This is a genomic window from Verrucomicrobiota bacterium, assembly GCA_016871535.1.
In the GTDB taxonomy this organism is placed as follows: domain Bacteria; phylum Verrucomicrobiota; class Verrucomicrobiia; order Limisphaerales; family SIBE01; genus VHCZ01.
In genome coordinates this window covers 1-20,252 of record VHCZ01000029.1, presented here as the reverse complement: position 1 = coordinate 20,252, position 20,252 = coordinate 1, and the positions used below count along the sequence as shown (strand labels likewise).

Sequence of the window (20,252 nt, the reverse complement as noted above, 5' to 3'; positions counted from 1 at the left end):
AAAATCGAGTCTCACGAAAAGATGAAACAGCGGTTGCGGAGAAGCCTGCGACTGCCCAGACCATGAATGGACTGCGCTGGGTCGTCATTCCGAGTGGGCGCTTTCGACGGGCATATCGCCGCTACATCGGGTCCGACCTGGAACGGTTGGCGCGAGTGGAGGCCGCTCTCGATCGGCCGCGGCTGGACCCGTTTGACCCCAAACGCAAGACGCACTCGTTGCGCGGGCATCTCCTGGGCTGTTGGGCCTGCTCGTGCGGATACGATTGTCGGACAATTTTCACCATCGAGCCGGGCGATCAACCGGGACAACAACTCATTTTGCTTCAAGACATCGGCACTCACGAAGACGTTTACTGAGCGCACGGAATCACCTCCGAAGACCAACCCAACCAACCCACAACCAAACCACCAATAATCCTATGAGCAACGGAAACGCAAACGGAACTGAGGCCAATGCCAAACGACTCCTCTGGGCCGGTTTCATGGCCATCCTCGCCGCCGGCGTCGGCTTCTCCATTCGCGGCGGCATTCTGGACAACTGGGGCGCTGAGTTCGGGTTCACGGCCACAGAATTGGGAAATATCAGCGGCGCGGGATTCACAGGATTCTGCTTCGGGATCATCATTGGCGGCGTGATCTGCGATAAAATCGGCTACGGCAAGCTGGTGGTGGCTGCTTTCGCGCTCCACATCTTGTCCGCCTTTGTCACTCTGGCTCCGAACCCGAACATGGACAAAGAAACCGTCCGGCAATTGCTCTTCTGGGGTTCCTGGCTATTCGCCTATGCCAACGGCACCTTGGAAGCCGTGGCCAACCCGCTCGTGGCGACGCTGTTTTTCCACAATCGCACGCACTTTTTGAATATCCTGCACGCCAGTTGGCCCGCCGGCCTGGTGCTCGGCAGCGCTTGCGGCTGGGTGCTGGACGACAAGTTCCAGATCCACTGGAAGGTTCAGATGGCGCTGTTCCTTATTCCGGCCGCGGTTTACGGCATCATGTTCTTGGGGCAACACTTTCCGAAATCGGAAGCGTCGGAAAAGGGTCTGAGTCTCGGCGAGATGTTCAAGGATGTTGGAATCCTGGGCGGATTGATCGTGTGCGGGCTGCTGGTGATGTTCTGCCAGGGCATCCTCGGATTGGGCAACGCCTCCTCAATTATCATAGGCGCCGTCCTGTTGATCGCGGTGGCCGCCATCACCAAAGGAGCCATCGGCCACTGGATGTTGTTTATGCTCTTTGTCGCGCACGCCCTGGTGGGCGCCGTGGAACTCGGCACGGACAACTGGATTCAAAACATCACCGGCAACATTCTGACCTCCGAGCAAGGCAAGTGGTTGTTCGTGTTTACGTCCTTCACCATGTTCGCGCTGCGGTTCTGCGCGGACTTCATTGAGAAGCGGATTGGGCTGTCGCCTCTGGGGATTTTGCTGACCTGCGCCATCCTGGCGTGTGTCGGGCTGAATCTGACCAGCGGCATCGCGTCCTTCGGTGGCGCGATGCTCGCGTTGACGGTCTATGCGGTGGGGAAGACCTTCTTCTGGCCCACGATGCTCGCGGTGGCGTCGGACCGTTTCCCGCGCACGGGCGCGGTTGCGATTTCCATCATGGGCGGCATCGGGATGATGTCGGCCGGCTTGATCGGCGCTCCGGGTCTCGGCTACGCCAAAGACCGTTTTGCGGGCGAGGCCTTGAACACGGCGGATGCCGCGGTGTTTGCTCAATACAAAGCCGAGAATCCGAGCCGATTCCTGCCCATGGTGTTTGGCGAGGCCACAGGTTTGGACGGTAAGAAACTCGGCGAGGTGCAGGGGAAACTGAATACCGCGCGCGGGGAATTGGCCAAAACCGGGAACACAGATCCGAAAGCGGCGCTGGACAAATTGTCGGCCACAGAACGCAAAGTCTATGAAGCGAGCATCAGCGGGGATCGCAAAACGCTGGTTGCGGATTCCTTCATCCCCGCGACGATGGCCCTGGTTTACCTGTGCCTCCTCCTGTACTTCAAGGCGATCGGCGGCTACAAACCGGTGCACATCGGCGAGGTTGCCGGATCGGACGCAAAGCCGGCGAGTTGAGATTCAGGACCGTTTGAACGCTTGAATTGAATCACCTCCACCAAACGCGCATGGATGACTTGCCGGAGCTCACCGAACATCACTTCCAAAACAAACTTTGACGCCTGCGGGCGCACCGCTTCAAGGCGATGGTTGTCGGCACGTATCTGGAAATGAACCACGAACTCGAGGAGCTCATTAAGGGTCTCGACACCCATCAACCTGACGCCGCAATCCAATCCAGGATCGCCTTCTGCACGTGCAGCCGGTTCTCTGCCTGATCGAAAATGGTCTGGCCGTTGGCCTCGAAGGTCGCTTCGTCGATCTCTTTGCCGCGGTAGGCGGGCAGGCAGTGCATCACCAGGGCGTCCGGTTTGGCAAGTTTCACGAGCGCCTGATTGATTTGATACCCGCCTAAGATCTTGATGCGCTCGGCCGCTTCGGCTTCTTTCCCCATCGAGACCCAGACGTCGGTGTAGAGGAGGTCTGCGCCTTTGGCGGCGGCACGCGGATCTTCCGTGCAAGAGATTTTTCCTTTGGCCCGGTTCAACAAGGCAGCCGGGGGCTGGAAAGCTCTGGGCGCCGCAATCCGGAACTCGAAACCCAGCTTCGCCGCCGCGAAAATCCATGAGACCGGCACGTTGCACGCGCCGTCGCCGATGAACGTCACCACCTTGCCCTGGATCGGTCCGCGCTTTTCCTGAAACGTGAAAATGTCCGTGAGAATCTGGCACGGATGCTCGTCGTCCGTCAGCGCGTTGATCGTGGGGATGCCGGAATGCGCGGCGAATTCCTCGACATCGGCTTGCGCGAACGTGCGGATGACGGCGCCGTGAATCATCCGGCCCAGCACGCGCGCGGTGTCTTTGATCAATTCGCCCCGGCCCAACTGAATGTCGTTGGCGCTCAGAAAGAGGCTCTGGCCGCCGAGTTCGCGAATCCCGACTTCAAACGAGACCCGCGTGCGCGTCGAGGATTTGGAAAACAACAAGGCCCAGGTCTGGCCGGCGAGAGGCTGCCGGGAGGGTGTGCGACGTTCGGCTTTCCAGGCCGTTGCCGCGGTCAAAATGCGTTCGATCGCGTCGCGCGAAAGCTGCTCGACGCTCAACAGATGTTTCATACGCGGCCGTCCAAAGGAGTCATAAAGCAGACAAGAGGCACAAAATCCCGGAAAGTCTCAAGGCAATTAACTCCCCAGATTGACCGCGACGCGTTCGATGACACGCACGCCTTCCCCGGCTTCGCTCAGACTCAGATTCAGCGGAGGCAGCAGGCGAACGACATTCGTTCCCGCCGGAATAGTCAGGAGCCCCGCCGCGTGCAGCCGGTTCACAAACTGCAGCGACGCAGCCTTCTCCTCTTTGGCAAAGGCCGGAATGTTCAAAGCGAGCTCAATGCCGATCATCAGGCCCAGACCGCGCACGGATTTGAACACGGCGGGGATTTTTTCAACCAGCCGCGAGAGTTCGATCCGCAGAAAGTCTCCGACGCGGCGCGCGTTTTCATCCAGACGCTCGCGTTCGATCACCTGGAAAACTTTCAGGGCGACGGCGCAGCCGAGCGGCGTTCCGCCGAACGTTGACGCGTGTGTGCCGGGCCCTAGCACATCGGCATACGGTTCCCGCGCCCAGAACGCGCCGATGGGAAAGCCGCCCCCCAGCGATTTCGCCATCGAGAGTCCGTCCGGGAGAAATGGTTTTCCATTCGCGGCGCCCTCCAGAATCCGTTGAAAGCTTTGGAATCGGCCCGTCCGAAAATGGCCGTCCTGGACGCCGTCCATCAGAAGCAACAGCTTCCGTTCATTGCACAGCTCCCGCAGGCTCAACAGATAATCGGGCGTGGCCGGCGTGATGCCGCCTTCTCCCTGGACGCCTTCGATGAGCACCGCCACCGTGGCGGGCGAAATCGCTTTGCGCACGGCTTCCAGATCGTTGTAGGGAATGTGACGAAAGCCCGGGACCATCGGCTCGAACCCTTTCTTCACTTTCTCCTGGCCGGTCGCGGAGATGCCCGCGAGCGTCCGGCCATGAAAGGAGTTCTGCGCGGTGAGAATTTCGAATCGGCCTTCCGCATGTCCAAACTTGCGGGCGACCTTGAACAGGCCCTCGTTGGCTTCCGCTCCGCTGTTGCAGAAAAAAACTTTGCCAGGCGCGAGCAGCTTCACGATCGCTTCGGCCAACCGGCCTTGCGGTTCGTGATAGTAAAGATTGGAAACGTGGACGAGGCGGCGCGACTGTTCCACGAGGGCTTCGGTGATGGCCGGGTGCGCATGGCCCAGCGCGCACACCGCGATGCCCGCGCCCAGATCGAGATAACGCTTGCCGGTCACGTCCCAGACGTAGCTGCCCGAGCCATGGCTGAGCACCAGATCGAAGCGCCCGTAGCTTGGGATGACGTGCTTTTGAAACAGCGCCTGGATCGCGGCCACATCGTTGCGGACAATCGGCGGTGGTGCAGGAATAACTCTGGAATCATTCACCGCTTGATCTTTGCAGGTTTGATCAACGGGTTCAATGCTTTGCTCGATGTAACCTCGCAGTTAACGATCGGCGGAGCGACGCTCCTGCGGAGCTTTTCTTCGATGGCATTGGCTCGGCAGGAGCCTCGCCCCACCTTAACTGGCTTAACTGAGGGATACTGCTCGATGCTCGTTCCGGTCAGCAAACGACTTCGGTTCCAACGCCGGCGTCCGTGAATATTTCCAAAAGGATCGCGTGATCGACGCGGCCATCGACGAAGGAAACCTTTTCCACGCCGGCCCCAAGGGCGGTCACGGCACTATCGACCTTCGGGATCATGCCTTTGTCAATGACGCCGGCTTGCTTGAGGCTTTCCACCTCATCGATGCGCAAGTGGGTCATTAGCGACTTTTCGTTCTTGGGATCGCGCAGCAGGCCGGGCACGTCGCTCATGAAGACCAGCCGTTTGGCCTTGAGTGCGATGGCCGCCTGCGCCGCCGCGACGTCCGCGTTGCAATTGTAAATGTTGCCGTCTGCGCCACGCGCGGTCGGGCTGATCACCGGCGTGATGCTTCGGCGAATGCACTCGCGCAACGGCTCGGTGTTCACGGATGTGACGTCCCCGACGAAACCAATATCGATGTCCTGGCCTTCCTGGCTTTTCAGCATCAACTTGCGGCAGGTGAAGATCTCCGCGCCGGAGAATCCGCGCGCTTTGCCGCCGAGCGCGTTGATGGTTTTGACGATCTCCGGATTGATCTCGCGCGACAGCACCTGCTCGACGACGTTCACCGTCGCTTCATCCGTGACGCGCATGCCCTGGATGAAATGGGCTTTCAATCCCGTGGCATCCATCGCGCGCGTGATGGCTTTGCCGCCGCCGTGCACGACGATCGGGTTAATGCCGACAGCTTCCAGGAAGACGATGTCTCGCGCGACGCCGTCGCGCACTTCCGGATCGGGCGAGTCCATGAAGCTGCCGCCGTATTTCACGACGAACGTCTGGCTGCGGAACCGCTGAATGTACGGCAGCGCTTCGAGCAGCGTCGCAGCTTTGGCAATGAAATCTTGCACGGCAGAGATCAAAGACGGCTGCCCTCAGCGTTGCAACACTCTTTACCGGCGCCCCCAGCCCTCTCCCTGAGGGCCCTGAGGGAGCGGGACGGGGTGAGTGAAAAAGTGAAATCCACGACGCAGCGAAGCAGAAGGCCCTCGAACGACGAATCACTCCTGACGGATTACGCATTACGTTTTACGCAACGATTCTCGACACCGTTGCCCCCCTTTGCTACCACCTTTCGCCGTGCGGAAAAACTTGCTCCAGAACGTGACCCGGCTGGTCGTGAAGCTGGGCACCGGCGTGCTGACCGACGCGCGGAAGCAGCCGGATCTCGCGCAAATGGAGCAATTGGTCGCGCAGATCGCCCAGCAGCGCCAGGCCGGACGCGAAATCGTCCTGGTCACTTCCGGCGCGGTCGGCGCGGGCATGGGCGTGCTGGGCTGCGAGAAACGGCCCTCCGACTTGGCGGAACTGCAAGCCTGCGCCGCCGTCGGCCAGACCCGCCTCATGGCCGCTTACGAAAAGCTGTTCGCCCAATTCAAACTCCACGTCGCGCAAGTGCTGTTGACTCACGATGATCTCGAGCATCACGAGCGCCACCTCAACGCGCGCAACACGCTCGTGACTTTGCTGGGCCGCGGCGTCGTCCCGATCATCAACGAAAACGACGCCGTCTCCTTCACCGAATTGAAGTTCGGGGACAATGACAAGCTGTCGGCGCTGGTGGCGTGTCTGTTGCCCGCGGATTTGCTGGTGGTTCTGACCTCGGTGGAAGGCGTGATGGAAAACTTCCGCCGGCCGGATTCCAGGATTCTTTCGCTGATCGAGCAAATCGATCAAACGGTCGAACATCTGGCGCTGGGGACCGCGAGCGCGACGTCCGTCGGTGGGATGGCCTCGAAAATCCAGGCGGCCAAAATGGTCGTCCGCTCTGGAATCCCCATGGTCATCGCGTCCGGGCGGAAGAGCGCGGTGTTGGCCCGCATTCTGGACGGGCTGGAGGAAGGAACGATCTTCGTGCCGCAATCCAGCAAATTGAAAAGCCGGAAGCGATGGATCGCGTTCTTCCATCACCCCAAAGGCGCGCTGTTTGTGGATGAAGGAGCCAAGAAGGCCTTGCGCGAGTCCGGCAAAAGTCTGCTGCCTCCCGGCGTCAGGCGGTGTGAGGGCCAGTTCGCCGCCGGAGACATTGTCCGCATTTGCGATTTGGACGGGACTGAATTTGCGCGCGGCATTTGCGATTTCGACTCGGACGCTATCCAGGCCGGGAAACTCCCGCGAGCCGAAGTGATCCACCGCGACAATCTCGTGGTTCTGTAGTGATTGGCGATTGGCTATCGGGGATAGGCGAGGAGCCTCGCGCCGATGAATTCGAAAACGGCAATGGATTGGCCACAGAGACCACAAAGAGCACAGAGAAAACGCATTGGCGAAGCAGAGATTCCCATCGCTCGGTGAGAGCATGGACTGTCGTAAAAACTACTGTTCTTTGTGATCTCTGCGTTCTTTGTGGCTGAACTCCCTTTTCCAGGATTAATTCGTTTTGCCCAAAACTTGTGATGAAGAAGAAAACTGCAATCGACGACTTGCTCGCCGTCATGGCCAGGCTCCGCGCGCCCAACGGCTGTCCGTGGGATCGCGAGCAAAGCCACCTGAGCCTCCGCTTTCACGCGGTCGAGGAAGTCTATGAATTGATGGACGCCATTGAAGCCGGCGACGACCACGAAATGATGGAAGAGCTGGGCGACCTGCTGCTTCAAGTGGTCTTCCATTGCCAGCTTGCCCGCGAGCGCGGCGCGTTTGATTTTGAAAAAGTTGCGCGCCACATCGTGGAGAAATTGATTCGGCGCCATCCGCACGTTTTCGGCAATGCGCGGGTCAAAGACGTCGAAGGTGTCTGGACGCAATGGGACAGAATCAAGCGCGCGGAAAAGGAAGGCACGCGGCACGCGCGGCCCTCCGCGCTGGATGGCATCCCCAGGCATTTGCCGGCGCTTCTCCGCGCGGAGAAACTGGTCAAGAAGGCCCGCAAAGCGGGCCTGAGCCTCTCCGCCGGCGCAAGGCGGGCAACCCGGCGGCGGACCAAAACGGGCGTCGCTCAACAGCTTTTCGCGTTGACGGATTACGCGCAGCGCCGCGGCTGGTCCGCCGAAGCGCTGCTGCGCGCTGAGACCCAGAAGAAGGAGCGATTCTACCGCCGGCGCGAGCGACAGAGACTCTGAGCGCGCGTTTTGAAAATGCCTTTTGGGTGGAACAGGCCACTGGCCTGTTGCGGCAGGCTACCAGCCGGCTACCAGCCTGCCGCAATGTTCGGCGGCAAGTTGCCGCCGAAAACGGGCTGGTAGCCCATTTTCCAAACACGCTCTGAGCCTGAGCGCGTAGCGCAGATTTGTAATCTGCCGTATCGCGGAATTGCATTCCGCAGGGGCTCGACAAGTTCCAGGGTGTAATCAGGTCAATGGGCAGAATTACTGGTAAGTGGCAAGTGCTGTTCTTAGTTCCAAGTCTGGCGGAACAGTGTTAAGAGTGTCACCACCTATGATGAAAGCCCGTTCCCTTCCCACACCTTCCAAGTCCGTTGGCCGGCTTTTGACAGGGCTGGCCTGGCTCATCGCTCTGGCCGCCAATCCAGTGTCCACGCTGGCCCAAGCAGATTCTCCGCTTCGCGTCTTCATCCGCGCCGGCGTCAAAACTCACGGCCCCGGCCAGCACGATCATCCGCGCTTCCTCGCGGATTGGACCAAACTCCTGGCCGAGCGCGGCTGCCAAGCCGACGGCGCGATGAGTTTTCCGGCGGCCACCCAACTCGAAAACACCGACGTGCTGATAATCTTCGCCGACGACGGCATGAAAATCGTGGGTGAAGAACGCGCGCGTTTCGAGAATTTCCTCCGGCGCGGCGGCGGCTTCGTCGTCATCCACGACGGCGTGGTCAGCGGAGATCAGCACGAGTGGGCCAAGAAAGTTCAGGGCGGCGCGTGGCGTTGGGATGGCGAAACGAAGACAAAGTGGTTCGAGGGCGAAGTCGGCGAGTACTTCGTCGATCCCACGCATCCGATCACGCGCGGCGCCTCCAACTTCGACTGGAAGGACGAGATTTACTTCGACCTGGACATGGCGCCGGACGTCCACGTGCTGGCCACGTCCTTCCACAGCGTGTTCGTGATTGCGCCGCAAATCTGGACCTACGAGAAGACCTGGGACGGCGGCACCAAACCGTATCGCGCGTTCGTTTCGCTTCCGGGCCACGAATACGCTTCCTTCAACACGCCTCACTACCGCGCCCTCCTGCTGCGGGGCATCGCCTGGGTTGGTGGGCGCAAGAATGTCGATGCATTCTGCAAACCGGATGAAATCGCGTCGCTCAAATACCCCGAAGGCGGCCCGACGGCGCCGGAGAAAGCGGCCGCAAAACTCAAGGTGCATCCCGATTTCAGTGCGAACCTGGTCGCGTCCGAGCCGCTGGTGGAAAAAGTCATTTCGCTGGACTGGGACCCGCAAGGCCGCCTTTGGGTCGCGGAGACACCGGAGTATCCGAATGGCCGCACCATCAACCGGAACGACCTTCCCATCAACCCGCAGCGCTCGCTCCATCCGGAGAATTTCCAGAGCCAGAAAGAAAATCGCCCCGCGCGCGACCGCATCTCCTGGCTCGAAGACACCGACGCCGACGGGCGCATGGACAAGAAGCACATCTTCGCAGACCTGGATCACGGCGTGCCGGGAGGTTTGGAACTGGTCACTTCGCTCGTCTTGCACAAGGACGGCGTCATTGTCGCGCAAGCCCCGGACATTCTCTGGATTCGCGACACCAACGGCGACGGCGTAGCTGACAAAGTTGAAGTGCTTTACACGGGCTTCGGCACAGGGGACACGCACGCGGTAATCAATAATTTCCGCTGGGGCTTGGACGGCTGGATTTACAGCGCGATCGGCTACAGCGCAGGCAATCCGCGATCCGGCGATGGCTCGAAGAATTTTGGCCGCGTCACGGCGGGAATCATCCGCTTTCGGCCGGACGGCACGGCGTTGGAGCAAGTTGCTTCGGGATCGTGCAACACCTGGGGCTTTGACTTCGCGCCGGACGGCGAAGCGTTTTACACCACGGCGACATGCGGGGAGCATTTCTTGCACGTCGTGATGCCGGAGAAGATTTTGGCGCGCGGCAACATCGGCGGCATCCGGGCGTCGGCGGTTTTGCCGGATCACCAGAAGGTTTTCCCGGCGGTGCATCACACGCGTCCGCCGTACATTCAGATTGATTGGGTCGGCATGTTCACGGCCTCGGCCGGTTCGTGCCTCTACAACGGCGGCGCGTGGCCGGAGCGATTTAACGGCTCGCATTTTAGCTCCGAACCCACGGTGAATCTCGTCCATCACGAATTCTTGAAACCGAAAGGTGCGACCTTCACCGCGAGCAAGGAATCCGGCCACGAGGAGACCGAGTTCATCGCGGGCACGGATCTCTGGTTCCGTCCGATCCACACGCGCGTCGGCCCGGATGGCGCGCTTTACGTCGTGGACTTCTACAATCAGGCCGCGATCCACAACGACACGCGCGGCCCCCGGCACGGCGCGCACAACGCCGCCACGCGCCCGGATCGCGACCACCATTTCGCGCGCATCTGGCGCGTCCAGCACAAGGAAGCAAAACGGATTTCCGTTCCGCGCCTTCATCAAGTGGAGCCGGGGCAATTGATTTTGAATCTCGATCATCCGAATGGCTGGGTGCGTGACACAGCCGCCAGGCTTTTGCGCGAAAAGGGAGTCAACGACCGGGAGGTTGGAATCCTCAATTCGGTGGCCCGCGCCGCCAGCCCCCTCATGGTGCCGATCGCCCAGGTCGTGGCGCTTCACACGTTGAATGCCCTCGGCCGCCTGGACGATAACGTCCTGGTCAATGCCGTGGCGGACAAAAATCCCGCCGTTCGCAAGAACGCGCTTCGCATCCTGGCGGACCGCGAAGCCAATTCAGGCGCGACCAAACTCAACGCCATCAAATCGCAGTTGAACGATGGCGATGCGCGCGCGCGCATTCAGGCGTTGATGGCGCTGGGAACCTTCGAGCCGTCCGTTGAAATCGCTCAGGCCATCGTCGAAGCCTGGCCGTCTCTGGACGACGGCTGGCTGCAATCCGCGGCGATCGGCGTCGCGGCGAAAGAGCCGTTGCTCTTTGTCGAAGCGGCGCTCGCGGCAAACCGCGGCGCGGCGCACGAAAGTTTCGTTCGCCACGTGGTGCGCCAACTGGCGCTGAAGGGAGACGTGGCGCCGGCAGCGAAGTTGATTGCCCTCCTCGCCAAAGCACCAGCCAGTGCGGATGGACAAAAGCAAGTTGCGCTCGAAAGCCTGGCGTCAAATCTGAGAACCGACACCGCCGCCGAATGGGCCGCGGATTTGCAGGCCGCTTTCAATGCGGTGCTTTCATCGCCCACGCCGGAAGTGGCCGGCGCGGCCTTGCCTTTGATTGGGCGTTGGGACAAAGCCGGAGCCATGAGCGCGGACCTCAAACCGTTCGTCACCCGCCTTGCCGGCAAACTGAGCGACGCTTCTCTTTCCGACGAGGCGCGCGGCCAGGTCGCCATCAACCTGCTCGGCGTGCGGCAAATGGACGCCTCGATTGTGCCGAAGGTCGCGGCGATGCTCGGTTCCTCCAGTTCAACCGCCACCCAGCGGCGCATCGCGGAGGCGCTTGGCGCCATCAGTGATTTGGCTGCCGGACAAGCGCTGATTGGAGCCCTCACGAAGGTTTCCGGAGACTTGCGTGAAACCGTGCTCGCGCAAGTGCTGAAGCGCGGGGAGTGGACTCGAGCTTTGGTCCAGGCACTCGCCGACAAACAAATCCCCGCCCGAGCATTCGGCCCTTCGGATACGCATCGCCTTCGCACGCACCCGGACCAAGCCATCTCTAAATTCGCGAATGAGACCATCGACGCCTTGCGCGGTCCGGAGCAAAAGGAAAAGGAAGCGCTCCTCGCGAAGTTCCGTCCCGAAGTGGAGAAGCCGGGTAATCTCGAAAACGGACACAAGCTTTTCCTCCTGAACTGCGCCGGTTGCCACGTGTTCAAGAACGAAGGCCGCGATCTCGCGCCGAACCTCACGGGCATGGGCGCGCACGGCGCCGCCGAATTGCTCGTGCACATCCTCGATCCGAACAAACTGGTGGAGCCGAATTTCATCAGCTTCAATATTGAGACCAAGGACGAGCTGGTTTACGACGGCGTGATCGCCCGCGAGAATCAGCGCGAGCTGGTTCTGCGCAACGCCAGCGGCGACTACACGATTCAGCAGCGCGACATCAAGAGCCGGCGCTCGACCAACCTCTCCCTCATGCCCGAAGGATTCGAGACGCTGGGCGCGGAGGGCTTGCGCGATTTGCTCGCTTACATTTCCAGCGAAGACACGAAATACCGGTTCGTCGATTTGCGCTCCGCGTGCACGGCGGACAGCAGCAAGGGCATTTACGCGAACCGGGAAAGCTGGCGCGAGTCGTTGCGCTTCCGGAAATTCGGCGTCGTCAAGGCGGGTGAAGTGCCGTTCGAGATTGTCGCCCCCGCCAAGACGCTGAATGGAAACAACCTGATCGTGCTCAAAGGCCGGAACGGCATCACGCGCGAATACCCGCAACGTGTCGAGGTCGGCAACCTCAATCTCTCCGCGAGCCGCTTGCATTTCCTGGGCGGCGTCGGGGGTTGGGCCTGGCCGTATGGCGGCGACGAAGCCAAAGGCATGCCGGTGGCGAAAATCACCGTGACGCACGCGGATGGCCGGAGCGAATTGTGGACCCTCACCAACGGCGTCCATGTCGTCGATTACATCAACAGCACGCACGAATGTCCGGAGTCGAAGCAAGTGCCCGATCTGCTCACGGGCGGGCAGGTTCGGACGTTCAGCCGCGAAATCAAGAACCCGGCGCCGATCCAGAGGATCACGCTGGAAAGCTTCAACAACGCCGTCGCCCCAACGTTCGTCGCGATCACGGCCGAAACTTCTGTGAGTGGAGCCCAGGCGAAGCGATAGATGGACCGGGCCATGGCTATTCTGGGAAATCGTTGCCAGGACCTTGTGTTCGTGGAAGAGCAGTTCGCTCCTCTCTCCCTCACCCTGGCCCTCATCTTAGGGGAGAGGGTGAATCGTTTGCGGCGCGTTCAGAGATTCAAACCGCGTGACTGCTCGGCCGCTGGAATACGATGTTCCCTTTCCATGAACCAGACGGTAGGGCGAGCCTGTCCCCAGCGAGCCGAGTCGGACGTGTTCCACGCACGTCGAGCGGCTCGCCGGGACGGACTCGCCCTACCGGGTTCATGGGGAGAGTGCATGGTTCCGAGACCAAGGGAACTTTCCACGAACCTTAATGCAACCACGGATGACACGGATGACACGGATAAGACCGCTTCCGCATCCGCGAAATCCGTAGAATCCGTGGTCAAGAAGATATGAGACACGCCCCCATTGATCCCCAACTGTTCAAAACCAACCGCCAACAGTTAAAGAAGCTGATGCTTCCGAACTCGCTGGCCATCGTGAATGCCAACGACGTTCTGCCGACCAACGCCGACGGCACGCTTCGCCTCTGCCCGAACTCCGATCTCTTTTACCTCACCGGCGTCGAACAGGAGGAAAGCGTCCTTCTGCTCGCTCCGGACGCCGACGACGACAAGCAGCGCGAAATGCTGTTCCTCCGCGAGACGAACGAGCACCTGGTCACCTGGGAAGGCCACAAGCTGACCAAAGAAGAAGCGCGCGAAGTCTCCGGCATTGAACGGATCCACTGGCTCTCGGAGCTTCGGCCGCTGTTCCACCGCCTCCTGTGCGAGTCCGAGCGCGTCTACCTCAACTCAAACGAACACAAACGCGCCGTCGTGGAAGTCGAGACTCGCGAATCGCGGTTCGTGGCGGACACGATACGGCGCTATCCGCTGCACGATTACCAGCGGCTGGCCCGGCTGATGCACCGGCTGCGGATCGTCAAATCCGACGCCGAAGTTGAAGTCATCAAGAAAGCGTGCGCGCTCACGGAGGCGGGATTCCGCCGCGTGCTTCGGTTCGTGAAGCCGGGCGTGAGCGAAACGGAGGTCGAGGCCGAATTCGCGCACGAGTTCATTCGGCGGCGCGGCGCCTTCGCGTACACGCCGATCATCGCTTCCGGGGCCAATGCTTGCGTGCTGCACTACATTCAGAACGACCGGCCATGCCGGAACGGGGATTTGCTGCTGCTGGACGTCGCGGCCAGCTACGCGAACTACAATTCGGATCTCACCCGCACCATTCCGGTCAACGGCCGTTTCACACGGCGACAGAAACAAGTTTATGAAGCTGTGCTGCGCGTTTTTCGGCAGTCGATCAAAGGCCTGGTCCCGGGCAAGAAGCCGAAGGACTGGCAAAAGGAAGGCGAGCAAATGATCGAGAAAGAGCTCGTCGATCTGAGGCTTCTGAGCACGCGCGCGATCAAGCGGCAGGATCCGGACAAGCCGGCCTTCAAGAAATACTTCATGCACGGGCTAGGCCATCCGCTGGGGTTGGACGTGCATGATGTCGGCTTCACGACGGAGCCGATGCAGCCTGGCTGGGTGATGACCGTCGAGCCGGCGATCTATATCAAGGAAGAAGGCTTCGCGGTTCGCCTGGAGAACGACGTGCTCGTGACCGAGTCCGGCCCGGTGGATTTGATGGCCAGCATTCCCATCGAGATTGACGAAATCGAAAAAATCATGCGTCGGTGAAACGTCACAGCGTCCGGGTGCATCTCCGAATGAGGACGCCGCTCCGGGGAGGCGCGAAGGCGTAGCGCAGAGTTGCACTCTGCCGTATCGCCGATTTGGAATCGGCCGCGCGCCGACAAGTTCCGGAGCTTCCGATCCCAAGCGCAGGACGACGGAGGCACCGCCAATGGGGGAGTGAACTTGGACCCATCTTGATTGCGGAAACGCTCTATCTGGAAAACCAGGCTCTCATCGCGCTGCTGCCCGCAAACCAGTCCAAAGTGGACGCAGAGCTCCGCCTCGCCAAAGCGACCCTGGATCAAGGGGACGCTGACGTGACCACCGGCAATTACGGCGGTGCGATGAAGAACTACGCCGACTCCTGGGATCACACCGAGAAAGCCATCGCAATTGCCGCACAGACCAATTGACGAGACGACAGCACGACCCAGCCTGAACAGGATTCCATCCCTCCGTTTGCTGTTACCTCCTGCTCAGAGAGCCTTGATCCCAGTTTCGAATCGCCCGCGCTTGCCGTACCTTTCATCCTTTCAGCGTTGACGCGCGGTGCGGATTCGAGTCGATTATCCGCATGGAACCGAGCCACATTTTCCTGAACCGTTTTCTCTCCGCTTCGCCCGATCAAACCGCGGATCACGCGGAGGCTTCCCATGAACCAGACGGTAGGGCGAGCCTGTCCCCAGCGAGCCTAGTCCGACGTGTTCCACGCACGTCGAGCGGCTCGCCGGGACGGACTCGCCCTACCACTTCAAGACGCGGGCCGCGGCGTGCCTTGGCTGGGGCGACGATGTGGCTCCTCCTCGCCGGAACCGCCGGCCTCCGGGCGGACGTCAACTTGCCGGCCCTTTTCTCTGACGGAGTGGTTCTTCAGCAAGGCAAGCCCGTCCCCGTTTGGGGCTGGGCGGACGAAGGCGAGAAGGTCACCGTCGAATTCCGCGGCCACAAAGTCAGCGCCACCGCGAAGGACGGTAAATGGATGGTCAAACTGCCGAGACTCAAGGCAGGCGGCCCGGACATCTTGAAGGTCGCAGGCCAAAACACGATCGAACTGAAGGACGTGCTCGTGGGTGAAGTGTGGGTGGCCAGCGGGCAGTCGAACATGGAATGGCCGCTGCGGCTGACGTTTGAACCGGCAAAAGCCATCGCGTCCTCGGCCAATCCGTCGATCCGGCTCTTCACGGTTCCCAAGCTGAAGGCGGACAAACCGGTCGAGGATGTCAAAGCGAGCTGGAAGGAATGTGGGCCGCACACGGTGACGAATTTCTCCGCGGTGGCGTATTTCTTCGGACGCGATTTGCAGAAGGCCCTCGGCGTCCCGGTCGGATTGATTCACACGTCCTGGGGCGGTTCGCCCGCCGAAGTCTGGATCAGCCAGGACGTCCTCGAAGCGGATCCCGATTACAAGCAGGCGATTCTCGACGGCTATGCGGAGTCGCTCAAAAAATATGAAACCGCGCTCGCCCAGTTCGAGGCCGAACAAGCGGAATTGAAAAAGCAGGGCAAAACCTCGGACAAAAAGCCCCCGCAAAAGCCGTTTTGGAAGCCCACCGAACTTTACAACGGCATGATCGCGCCGCTGCTGCCCTTCGCGATCCAAGGCGCGATCTGGTATCAGGGCGAGTCCAACGCGGGCCGGGCTCAGCAATACCGCACCTTGTTTCCCGACATGATCCGCAATTGGCGGCGCGACTGGCATCAAGGCGATTTCACTTTCCTGGAGGCGCAACTCGCCCCGTTCACCAAGATCCTCGATCAACCGGCCGAGAGCAATTGGGCCGAGCTTCGCGAAGCGCAACTGCTCGCCACGAAGGCCCTGCCGAAAGTCGGGATGGCGGTGATCACGGATGTTGGAGAAGAAAACGACATTCATCCGCGGAAGAAGGAGCCGGTCGGGGCGAGACTGGCCCTGGCGGCGCGCCGAATTGCTTACGGGGAAAAGCGTCTGGTGCACTCCGGGCCGACCTACAAGAAAATGAAAGCCGCCGGAGGCAAGATCATCCTGAGCTTCGACAACGTGGGCGGCGGCCTGGAAGCGCGCGGTGGCGCGCTGAAAGGATTCGCCATCGCCGGCGAGGACAAGAAGTTCGTTTGGGCGAAAGCGGAGATTGACGGCGACAAAGTTGTTGTGAGTTGTCCGGAAGTTCCGAAGCCAGTGGCGGTGCGCTACGGTTGGGCGAATTATCCCGTGGTCAATCTCTGGAACAAAGACGGCTTGCCGGCCACACCGTTTCGGACGGACGATTTTCCGATGACCACTGCGCCTAAGAAGTGACCCATGAAACGGACATTCATTTTTCCCATGAACATGGTAGGGACGGATTCCACTCCGTCCCTGACTTTACGCAGCGATCGAAAAGACAATTTCAGGGACGCGGTGGAACGCGTCCTTACCAATTCATGGTCCGTGCGCACGGTGCGAGAGCTGTGGGAACTCTCCAGGAACCTTTGGGCAAGCGAACCGCTTCCGATCCTCGTCCCGGGCCAGAAAAGATCCGCCAGGTTTTGGACTGCGGCAGTCCTCTGCCGCTTTCCGGGCCGCGGCCAAACGCGCCAGAGGACTGGCGCACTCCAAGACGCTGGCGCGATACTGCCGGCGCCATTCGGTTCCGGGTCCGCGCACCGTTCTCATTGGACCAGACCGCTGCGTTCGTGTGGCGCGGCGTTGATCGCCCCGATCGTTTTCGTTATGGCAGCCCGTGCCCAAGGCGTCGATTCGGCTTCGGCACAACCGGGCCTTCTCAAGTCCGAATTCATCTTTGAACAGGCGCCGTTTCGTTCGTGTCATGCCTCGACCATCGTGGAGACGCGCGAGGGATTGATGGCCGCGTGGTTCGGCGGCACACGCGAAGGCGCGCTCGACGTCGGCATCTGGCTGTCGCGGTACGAGGGCAACGCGTGGTCGGAGCCGGTCGAGGTCATCAACGGCGCGGACGACGAGAAGCACATTCGTTATCCGTGCTGGAACCCGGTGCTGTTCCAGCCGTCGAAAGGCCCGTTGCTGCTCTTCTACAAGGTGGGGCCAAAACCGTCCTCGTGGTGGGGAATGCTCATGAAATCCGAAGACGGCGGGCGGACATGGTCCAAACCTCGGCGCTTGCCCAATGACATTTACGGCCCGATCAAGAACAAGCCGGTGGAGCTGGATGACAACCGAATCGTCTGTGGTTCGAGCACCGAGGACGCAGGCTGGCGTGTGCACATGGAGAGCACCCGGAGCTTCGGCCAGCAATGGTCCCGCACGCCGCCGCTGAACGCCGCGATGGAATTCGGAGCGATTCAACCGGCGATCCTGGCGTATCCCTCCGGCAAAATGCAGATTCTTTGCCGCACCAAACAACGGCAGATCAGGGAAAGCTGGTCCGAGGACGGCGGCCATACCTGGAGCCGCATGAAAGCCACGGACCTGCCCAATCCGAACAGCGGGATCGACGCCACGGTGCTTCGCGACGGACGCGCGCTGCTGGTTTACAACCACACGGACCGGGGCCGTGGCGTGTTGAACGTCGCGATTTCGCCCGAAGGCAAGAAGTGGTTCGCCGCGGTAATCCTGGAATTCGAGCCCGGCGGTGAGTTTTCCTACCCGGCCGTCATACAGGCGAACGACGGATCGGTGCACGTGACCTACACGTGGAAACGCCAGCGGATCAAACACGCCGTGATTGACCCCTTCAAATTGAACCTTCGCGAAATGACCGAAGGGCAGTGGAGATAGCTGACACCGATCAAGCGCCAAGTCCCAAGACCTATGGATAAATATCTCGAACGCGTCGTGGATCTGCTGGATCCAACACTGAATCGCATTTTCAACATGTCGTCCGAGGCAGCACGGAACCGCGTTCTCAGCGGCCAGGCCGAGGCCGTGCGGGAGATTGACGGCTCCTTCGCGCTGTTGGCCAAGAACGGCAAAATCGTCCGCATGGCGCGCTCGCTCGACCGTCCCATGCGCTATTTCCTCGCCAAACGCCACGAAGGTCCGGCGCTCATCGTTGCCGACCGAATTGACTCGATTTACGCCTGGCTCAAGTCCGAAGGCCTGGACGGTCAATTCCATCCGAGCTACACGCGGATGGTTCCGGCGCATTACGTCGTGGAAATTCAGCTCGTCGGCTGCCCGGACCCGGATCCGGCTTACACGCGCTACTTCACGCCGCCGCGTGACGTTCATAACGCCGATCTCGACGAGATCGGGTCGCTCTACGTTTCCACCTTGACCGGCGAAATCATCCAGTGGCTGCGGCACGTGCCGGAACGCGAACCGATCGGCGTTTGCTTCTCCGGAGGGATCGACAGCGGCGCCGTTTTCGTACTGACGTATCATTGCCTGCAGAAGCTCGGTATGAATCCGGGGCGGTTGAAAGCGTTCACGCTGTCGCTCGGCGACGGCCCGGACTTGAAGCAAGCCCGCGGCTTTCTTGAGCAACTCGGCCGGGGCCTGTTCCTCGAATCCATTGAAGCCGACCCGGCCAGCCTCGACATCGCTGAAACCATCCGCATCGTCGAGGACTACAAGCCGCTCGACATTGAGTCCGCGACGATGGCCGTGGCGCTGTGCCGGGGCATTCGCGGGCGTTATCCGCAGTGGAAGTATTTGATCGATGGCGACGGCGGGGACGAGAATTTGAAGGACTATCCGATCGAGGAAAACCCGGAGCTGACGATCCGCAGCGTCGTGAACAATCTGATGTTGTACCAGGAAGGCTGGGGCGTCGGCAAAATCAAGCATTCGCTCACTTACAGCGGCGGGCTGAGCCGGAGCTACACGCGCACCTACGCGCCGGCCAAGTTTTTTGGCTTCGACGGGTTCAGCCCGTTCACACGCCCGGCGGTGATCGAAGTCGCCGAAGGCATTCCGTTCATTACGCTGACGAACTACGACACCGAGAAGCTCTACGCGCTGAAGGGCGAAATCGTTTCGCGCGGCATCAAGGCTGTGACCGGCCTTAAAATGCCGGTCTTTCCGAAACGCCGGTTTCAACACGGCGCGCTGCCCAAGGAGAAGTTGCGGGAGCGGGTGCCTGAACAGGAAACGGCATTCCGAAGCCAATTTCTATCGCTCTATTCGTAGCCGCCGTAGCGCAGAGTTGCACTCTGCCGTATCGCCGATTTGCAATCGGCAGCGCGTCGGCGAGTTTCAGAGTCCTGGAACTTGTCGAACCCCTGCGGAATGCAATTCCGCGATACAGCAGAGTGCAACTCTGCGCTACGCTAAGGGTCTGTGCAAAAATAACTTCCGGTTTTGGCAGGCGGCGCCGCGCCGGTCGAAGAGGCCGAAAGATGTCTGCTGGCTCGAATACATTGCGCGCCCCATTCCCGTTGGCAAATTTCCGCCGTAGAAGTCGGACATTCTTCCCGACATGTAAGTCACGGTTTTCCGGCTGGCCAACTCAAGGGCTTGAAACAACTGCGCCACGTCCACGTTTTTCATACGCAACTCCGGGAGCCGTGTGTTGCTCAACTCCAGCGGAACGATGGCGTTGAGTGGCTTGGGGATGCCTTCTCTATGGCGCGCACCAGTTCGATTGGCGTGCCGCCGGGAAAATCCAAATTGAATTTGGTCAAAGGGGCTGGGGCGCTGGGATTGGATGGGAAGTTGACGCCCGGCGGCCTTTGCGCGTTAGAGATCTGGAACGTTGTTTGACTCGGAGGAGTTTGGCCGCAGGCCAATCGACTTCCAACCGTGAGGATAGCGTAGGGCGCGTCGTTCCTCCTCGGTAGCCGTTTGGAGATACGAGGGTTGGCATTTTTTTCGGAACATTCCTCTTTCACTGTTTTACGCTCGCGGCATGAGCAAACACAAACGCCGCGACCTTTCCGCCGAGGAGCAACATGTTTTGGAGCATGGCCAAATTCGACTGCTGAGTTCACCGAAGGATATCGCACGGTGCGACGCCTTGATCAACGAACATCACTACCTTCACAATGTCACTTTGGTCGGGGAGCATCTACGCTATGCCTTT

15 protein-coding genes are annotated in these 20,252 nt (G+C 60.4%); 10 read left to right on the top strand and 5 right to left on the bottom strand.

All coding sequences use genetic code 11. The features are described 5' to 3' along the window. Positions 1-62: 62 nt before the first annotated feature. Both FJ398_06220 and FJ398_06215 read left to right on the top strand, forming a co-directional pair. Positions 63-359: a type II toxin-antitoxin system mRNA interferase toxin, RelE/StbE family gene (locus tag FJ398_06220; protein ID MBM3837546.1), complete on the top strand. Its 297-nt coding sequence runs from the start codon at positions 63-65 to the stop codon at positions 357-359. 62 nt (positions 360-421) lie between these two features. Next, a complete protein-coding gene (locus FJ398_06215; protein ID MBM3837545.1) occupies positions 422-2,077 on the top strand; it encodes a hypothetical protein in 1,656 nt (551 codons plus the stop codon). Here the strand turns inward: FJ398_06215 and FJ398_06210 are convergent. The 4 genes from FJ398_06210 to argB form a co-directional block, all read right to left on the bottom strand. Then, positions 2,020-2,274 (bottom strand): hypothetical protein, encoded by a 255-nt coding sequence (locus tag FJ398_06210; GenBank protein MBM3837544.1) that lies wholly within the window; start codon positions 2,272-2,274, stop codon positions 2,020-2,022. The two genes, FJ398_06215 and FJ398_06210, sit on opposite strands and share 58 nt — an antisense overlap. After that, positions 2,274-3,176: an ornithine carbamoyltransferase gene (argF, locus tag FJ398_06205; GenBank protein ID MBM3837543.1), complete on the bottom strand. Its 903-nt coding sequence runs from the start codon at positions 3,174-3,176 to the stop codon at positions 2,274-2,276. Before argF ends, FJ398_06210 begins: the two co-directional genes overlap by 1 nt. 66 nt (positions 3,177-3,242) lie before the next feature. Continuing rightward, on the bottom strand, positions 3,243-4,535 hold the full coding sequence (locus FJ398_06200; protein MBM3837542.1) for an acetylornithine/succinylornithine family transaminase: 1,293 nt from the start codon (positions 4,533-4,535) through the stop codon (positions 3,243-3,245). A gap of 178 nt (positions 4,536-4,713) precedes the next feature. Continuing rightward, positions 4,714-5,589: an acetylglutamate kinase gene (argB, locus tag FJ398_06195; GenBank protein ID MBM3837541.1), complete on the bottom strand. Its 876-nt coding sequence runs from the start codon at positions 5,587-5,589 to the stop codon at positions 4,714-4,716. 229 nt (positions 5,590-5,818) lie between these two features. Between argB and proB the strand changes: the two genes are divergently transcribed. From proB to FJ398_06155, 8 genes are all read left to right on the top strand, one after another. Continuing rightward, positions 5,819-6,895: a glutamate 5-kinase gene (gene proB / locus FJ398_06190; GenBank protein MBM3837540.1), complete on the top strand. Its 1,077-nt coding sequence runs from the start codon at positions 5,819-5,821 to the stop codon at positions 6,893-6,895. A 239-nt stretch (positions 6,896-7,134) separates the two neighbouring features. Continuing rightward, positions 7,135-7,797, top strand: coding sequence for a MazG family protein (locus tag FJ398_06185; protein ID MBM3837539.1), 663 nt, complete (start codon positions 7,135-7,137; stop codon positions 7,795-7,797). A gap of 316 nt (positions 7,798-8,113) precedes the next feature. Continuing rightward, on the top strand, positions 8,114-12,592 hold the full coding sequence (locus FJ398_06180; protein MBM3837538.1) for a hypothetical protein: 4,479 nt from the start codon (positions 8,114-8,116) through the stop codon (positions 12,590-12,592). 416 nt (positions 12,593-13,008) lie between these two features. Beyond that, a complete protein-coding gene (locus tag FJ398_06175; GenBank protein ID MBM3837537.1) occupies positions 13,009-14,295 on the top strand; it encodes a M24 family metallopeptidase in 1,287 nt (428 codons plus the stop codon). 191 nt (positions 14,296-14,486) lie between these two features. Next, positions 14,487-14,705, top strand: coding sequence for a hypothetical protein (locus FJ398_06170; GenBank protein ID MBM3837536.1), 219 nt, complete (start codon positions 14,487-14,489; stop codon positions 14,703-14,705). A gap of 377 nt (positions 14,706-15,082) precedes the next feature. Further along, on the top strand, positions 15,083-16,567 hold the full coding sequence (locus FJ398_06165) for a sialate O-acetylesterase (GenBank protein ID MBM3837535.1): 1,485 nt from the start codon (positions 15,083-15,085) through the stop codon (positions 16,565-16,567). Positions 16,568-16,981: 414 nt separating this feature from the next. After that, positions 16,982-18,007, top strand: coding sequence for a sialidase (locus FJ398_06160; protein MBM3837534.1), 1,026 nt, complete (start codon positions 16,982-16,984; stop codon positions 18,005-18,007). Positions 18,008-18,040: 33 nt separating this feature from the next. Beyond that, positions 18,041-19,360 (top strand): asparagine synthetase B family protein, encoded by a 1,320-nt coding sequence (locus FJ398_06155; protein ID MBM3837533.1) that lies wholly within the window; start codon positions 18,041-18,043, stop codon positions 19,358-19,360. A 135-nt stretch (positions 19,361-19,495) separates the two neighbouring features. Here the strand turns inward: FJ398_06155 and FJ398_06150 are convergent, their stop codons facing one another. Beyond that, positions 19,496-19,720: a hypothetical protein gene (locus FJ398_06150; protein ID MBM3837532.1), complete on the bottom strand. Its 225-nt coding sequence runs from the start codon at positions 19,718-19,720 to the stop codon at positions 19,496-19,498. Between the last annotated feature and the right edge of the window lie 532 nt (positions 19,721-20,252).

Excerpts from the sequence above, each read along its gene's own strand:
- FJ398_06150 (MBM3837532.1), bottom strand. The coding sequence starts at position 19,720 with ATGAAAAACGTGGACGTGGCGCAGTTGTTTCAAGCCCTTGAGTTGGCC.
- FJ398_06180 (MBM3837538.1), top strand. The coding sequence starts at position 8,114 with ATGATGAAAGCCCGTTCCCTTCCCACACCTTCCAAGTCCGTTGGCCGG.
- FJ398_06165 (MBM3837535.1), top strand. The coding sequence starts at position 15,083 with ATGTGGCTCCTCCTCGCCGGAACCGCCGGCCTCCGGGCGGACGTCAAC.
- FJ398_06160 (MBM3837534.1), top strand. The coding sequence starts at position 16,982 with ATGGCAGCCCGTGCCCAAGGCGTCGATTCGGCTTCGGCACAACCGGGC.
- FJ398_06220 (MBM3837546.1), top strand. The coding sequence starts at position 63 with ATGAATGGACTGCGCTGGGTCGTCATTCCGAGTGGGCGCTTTCGACGG.
- FJ398_06185 (MBM3837539.1), top strand. The coding sequence starts at position 7,135 with ATGAAGAAGAAAACTGCAATCGACGACTTGCTCGCCGTCATGGCCAGG.
- FJ398_06155 (MBM3837533.1), top strand. The coding sequence starts at position 18,041 with ATGGATAAATATCTCGAACGCGTCGTGGATCTGCTGGATCCAACACTG.
- FJ398_06175 (MBM3837537.1), top strand. The coding sequence starts at position 13,009 with ATGAGACACGCCCCCATTGATCCCCAACTGTTCAAAACCAACCGCCAA.
- argF (MBM3837543.1), bottom strand. The coding sequence starts at position 3,176 with ATGAAACATCTGTTGAGCGTCGAGCAGCTTTCGCGCGACGCGATCGAA.
- FJ398_06215 (MBM3837545.1), top strand. The coding sequence starts at position 422 with ATGAGCAACGGAAACGCAAACGGAACTGAGGCCAATGCCAAACGACTC.
- FJ398_06210 (MBM3837544.1), bottom strand. The coding sequence starts at position 2,274 with ATGGGTGTCGAGACCCTTAATGAGCTCCTCGAGTTCGTGGTTCATTTC.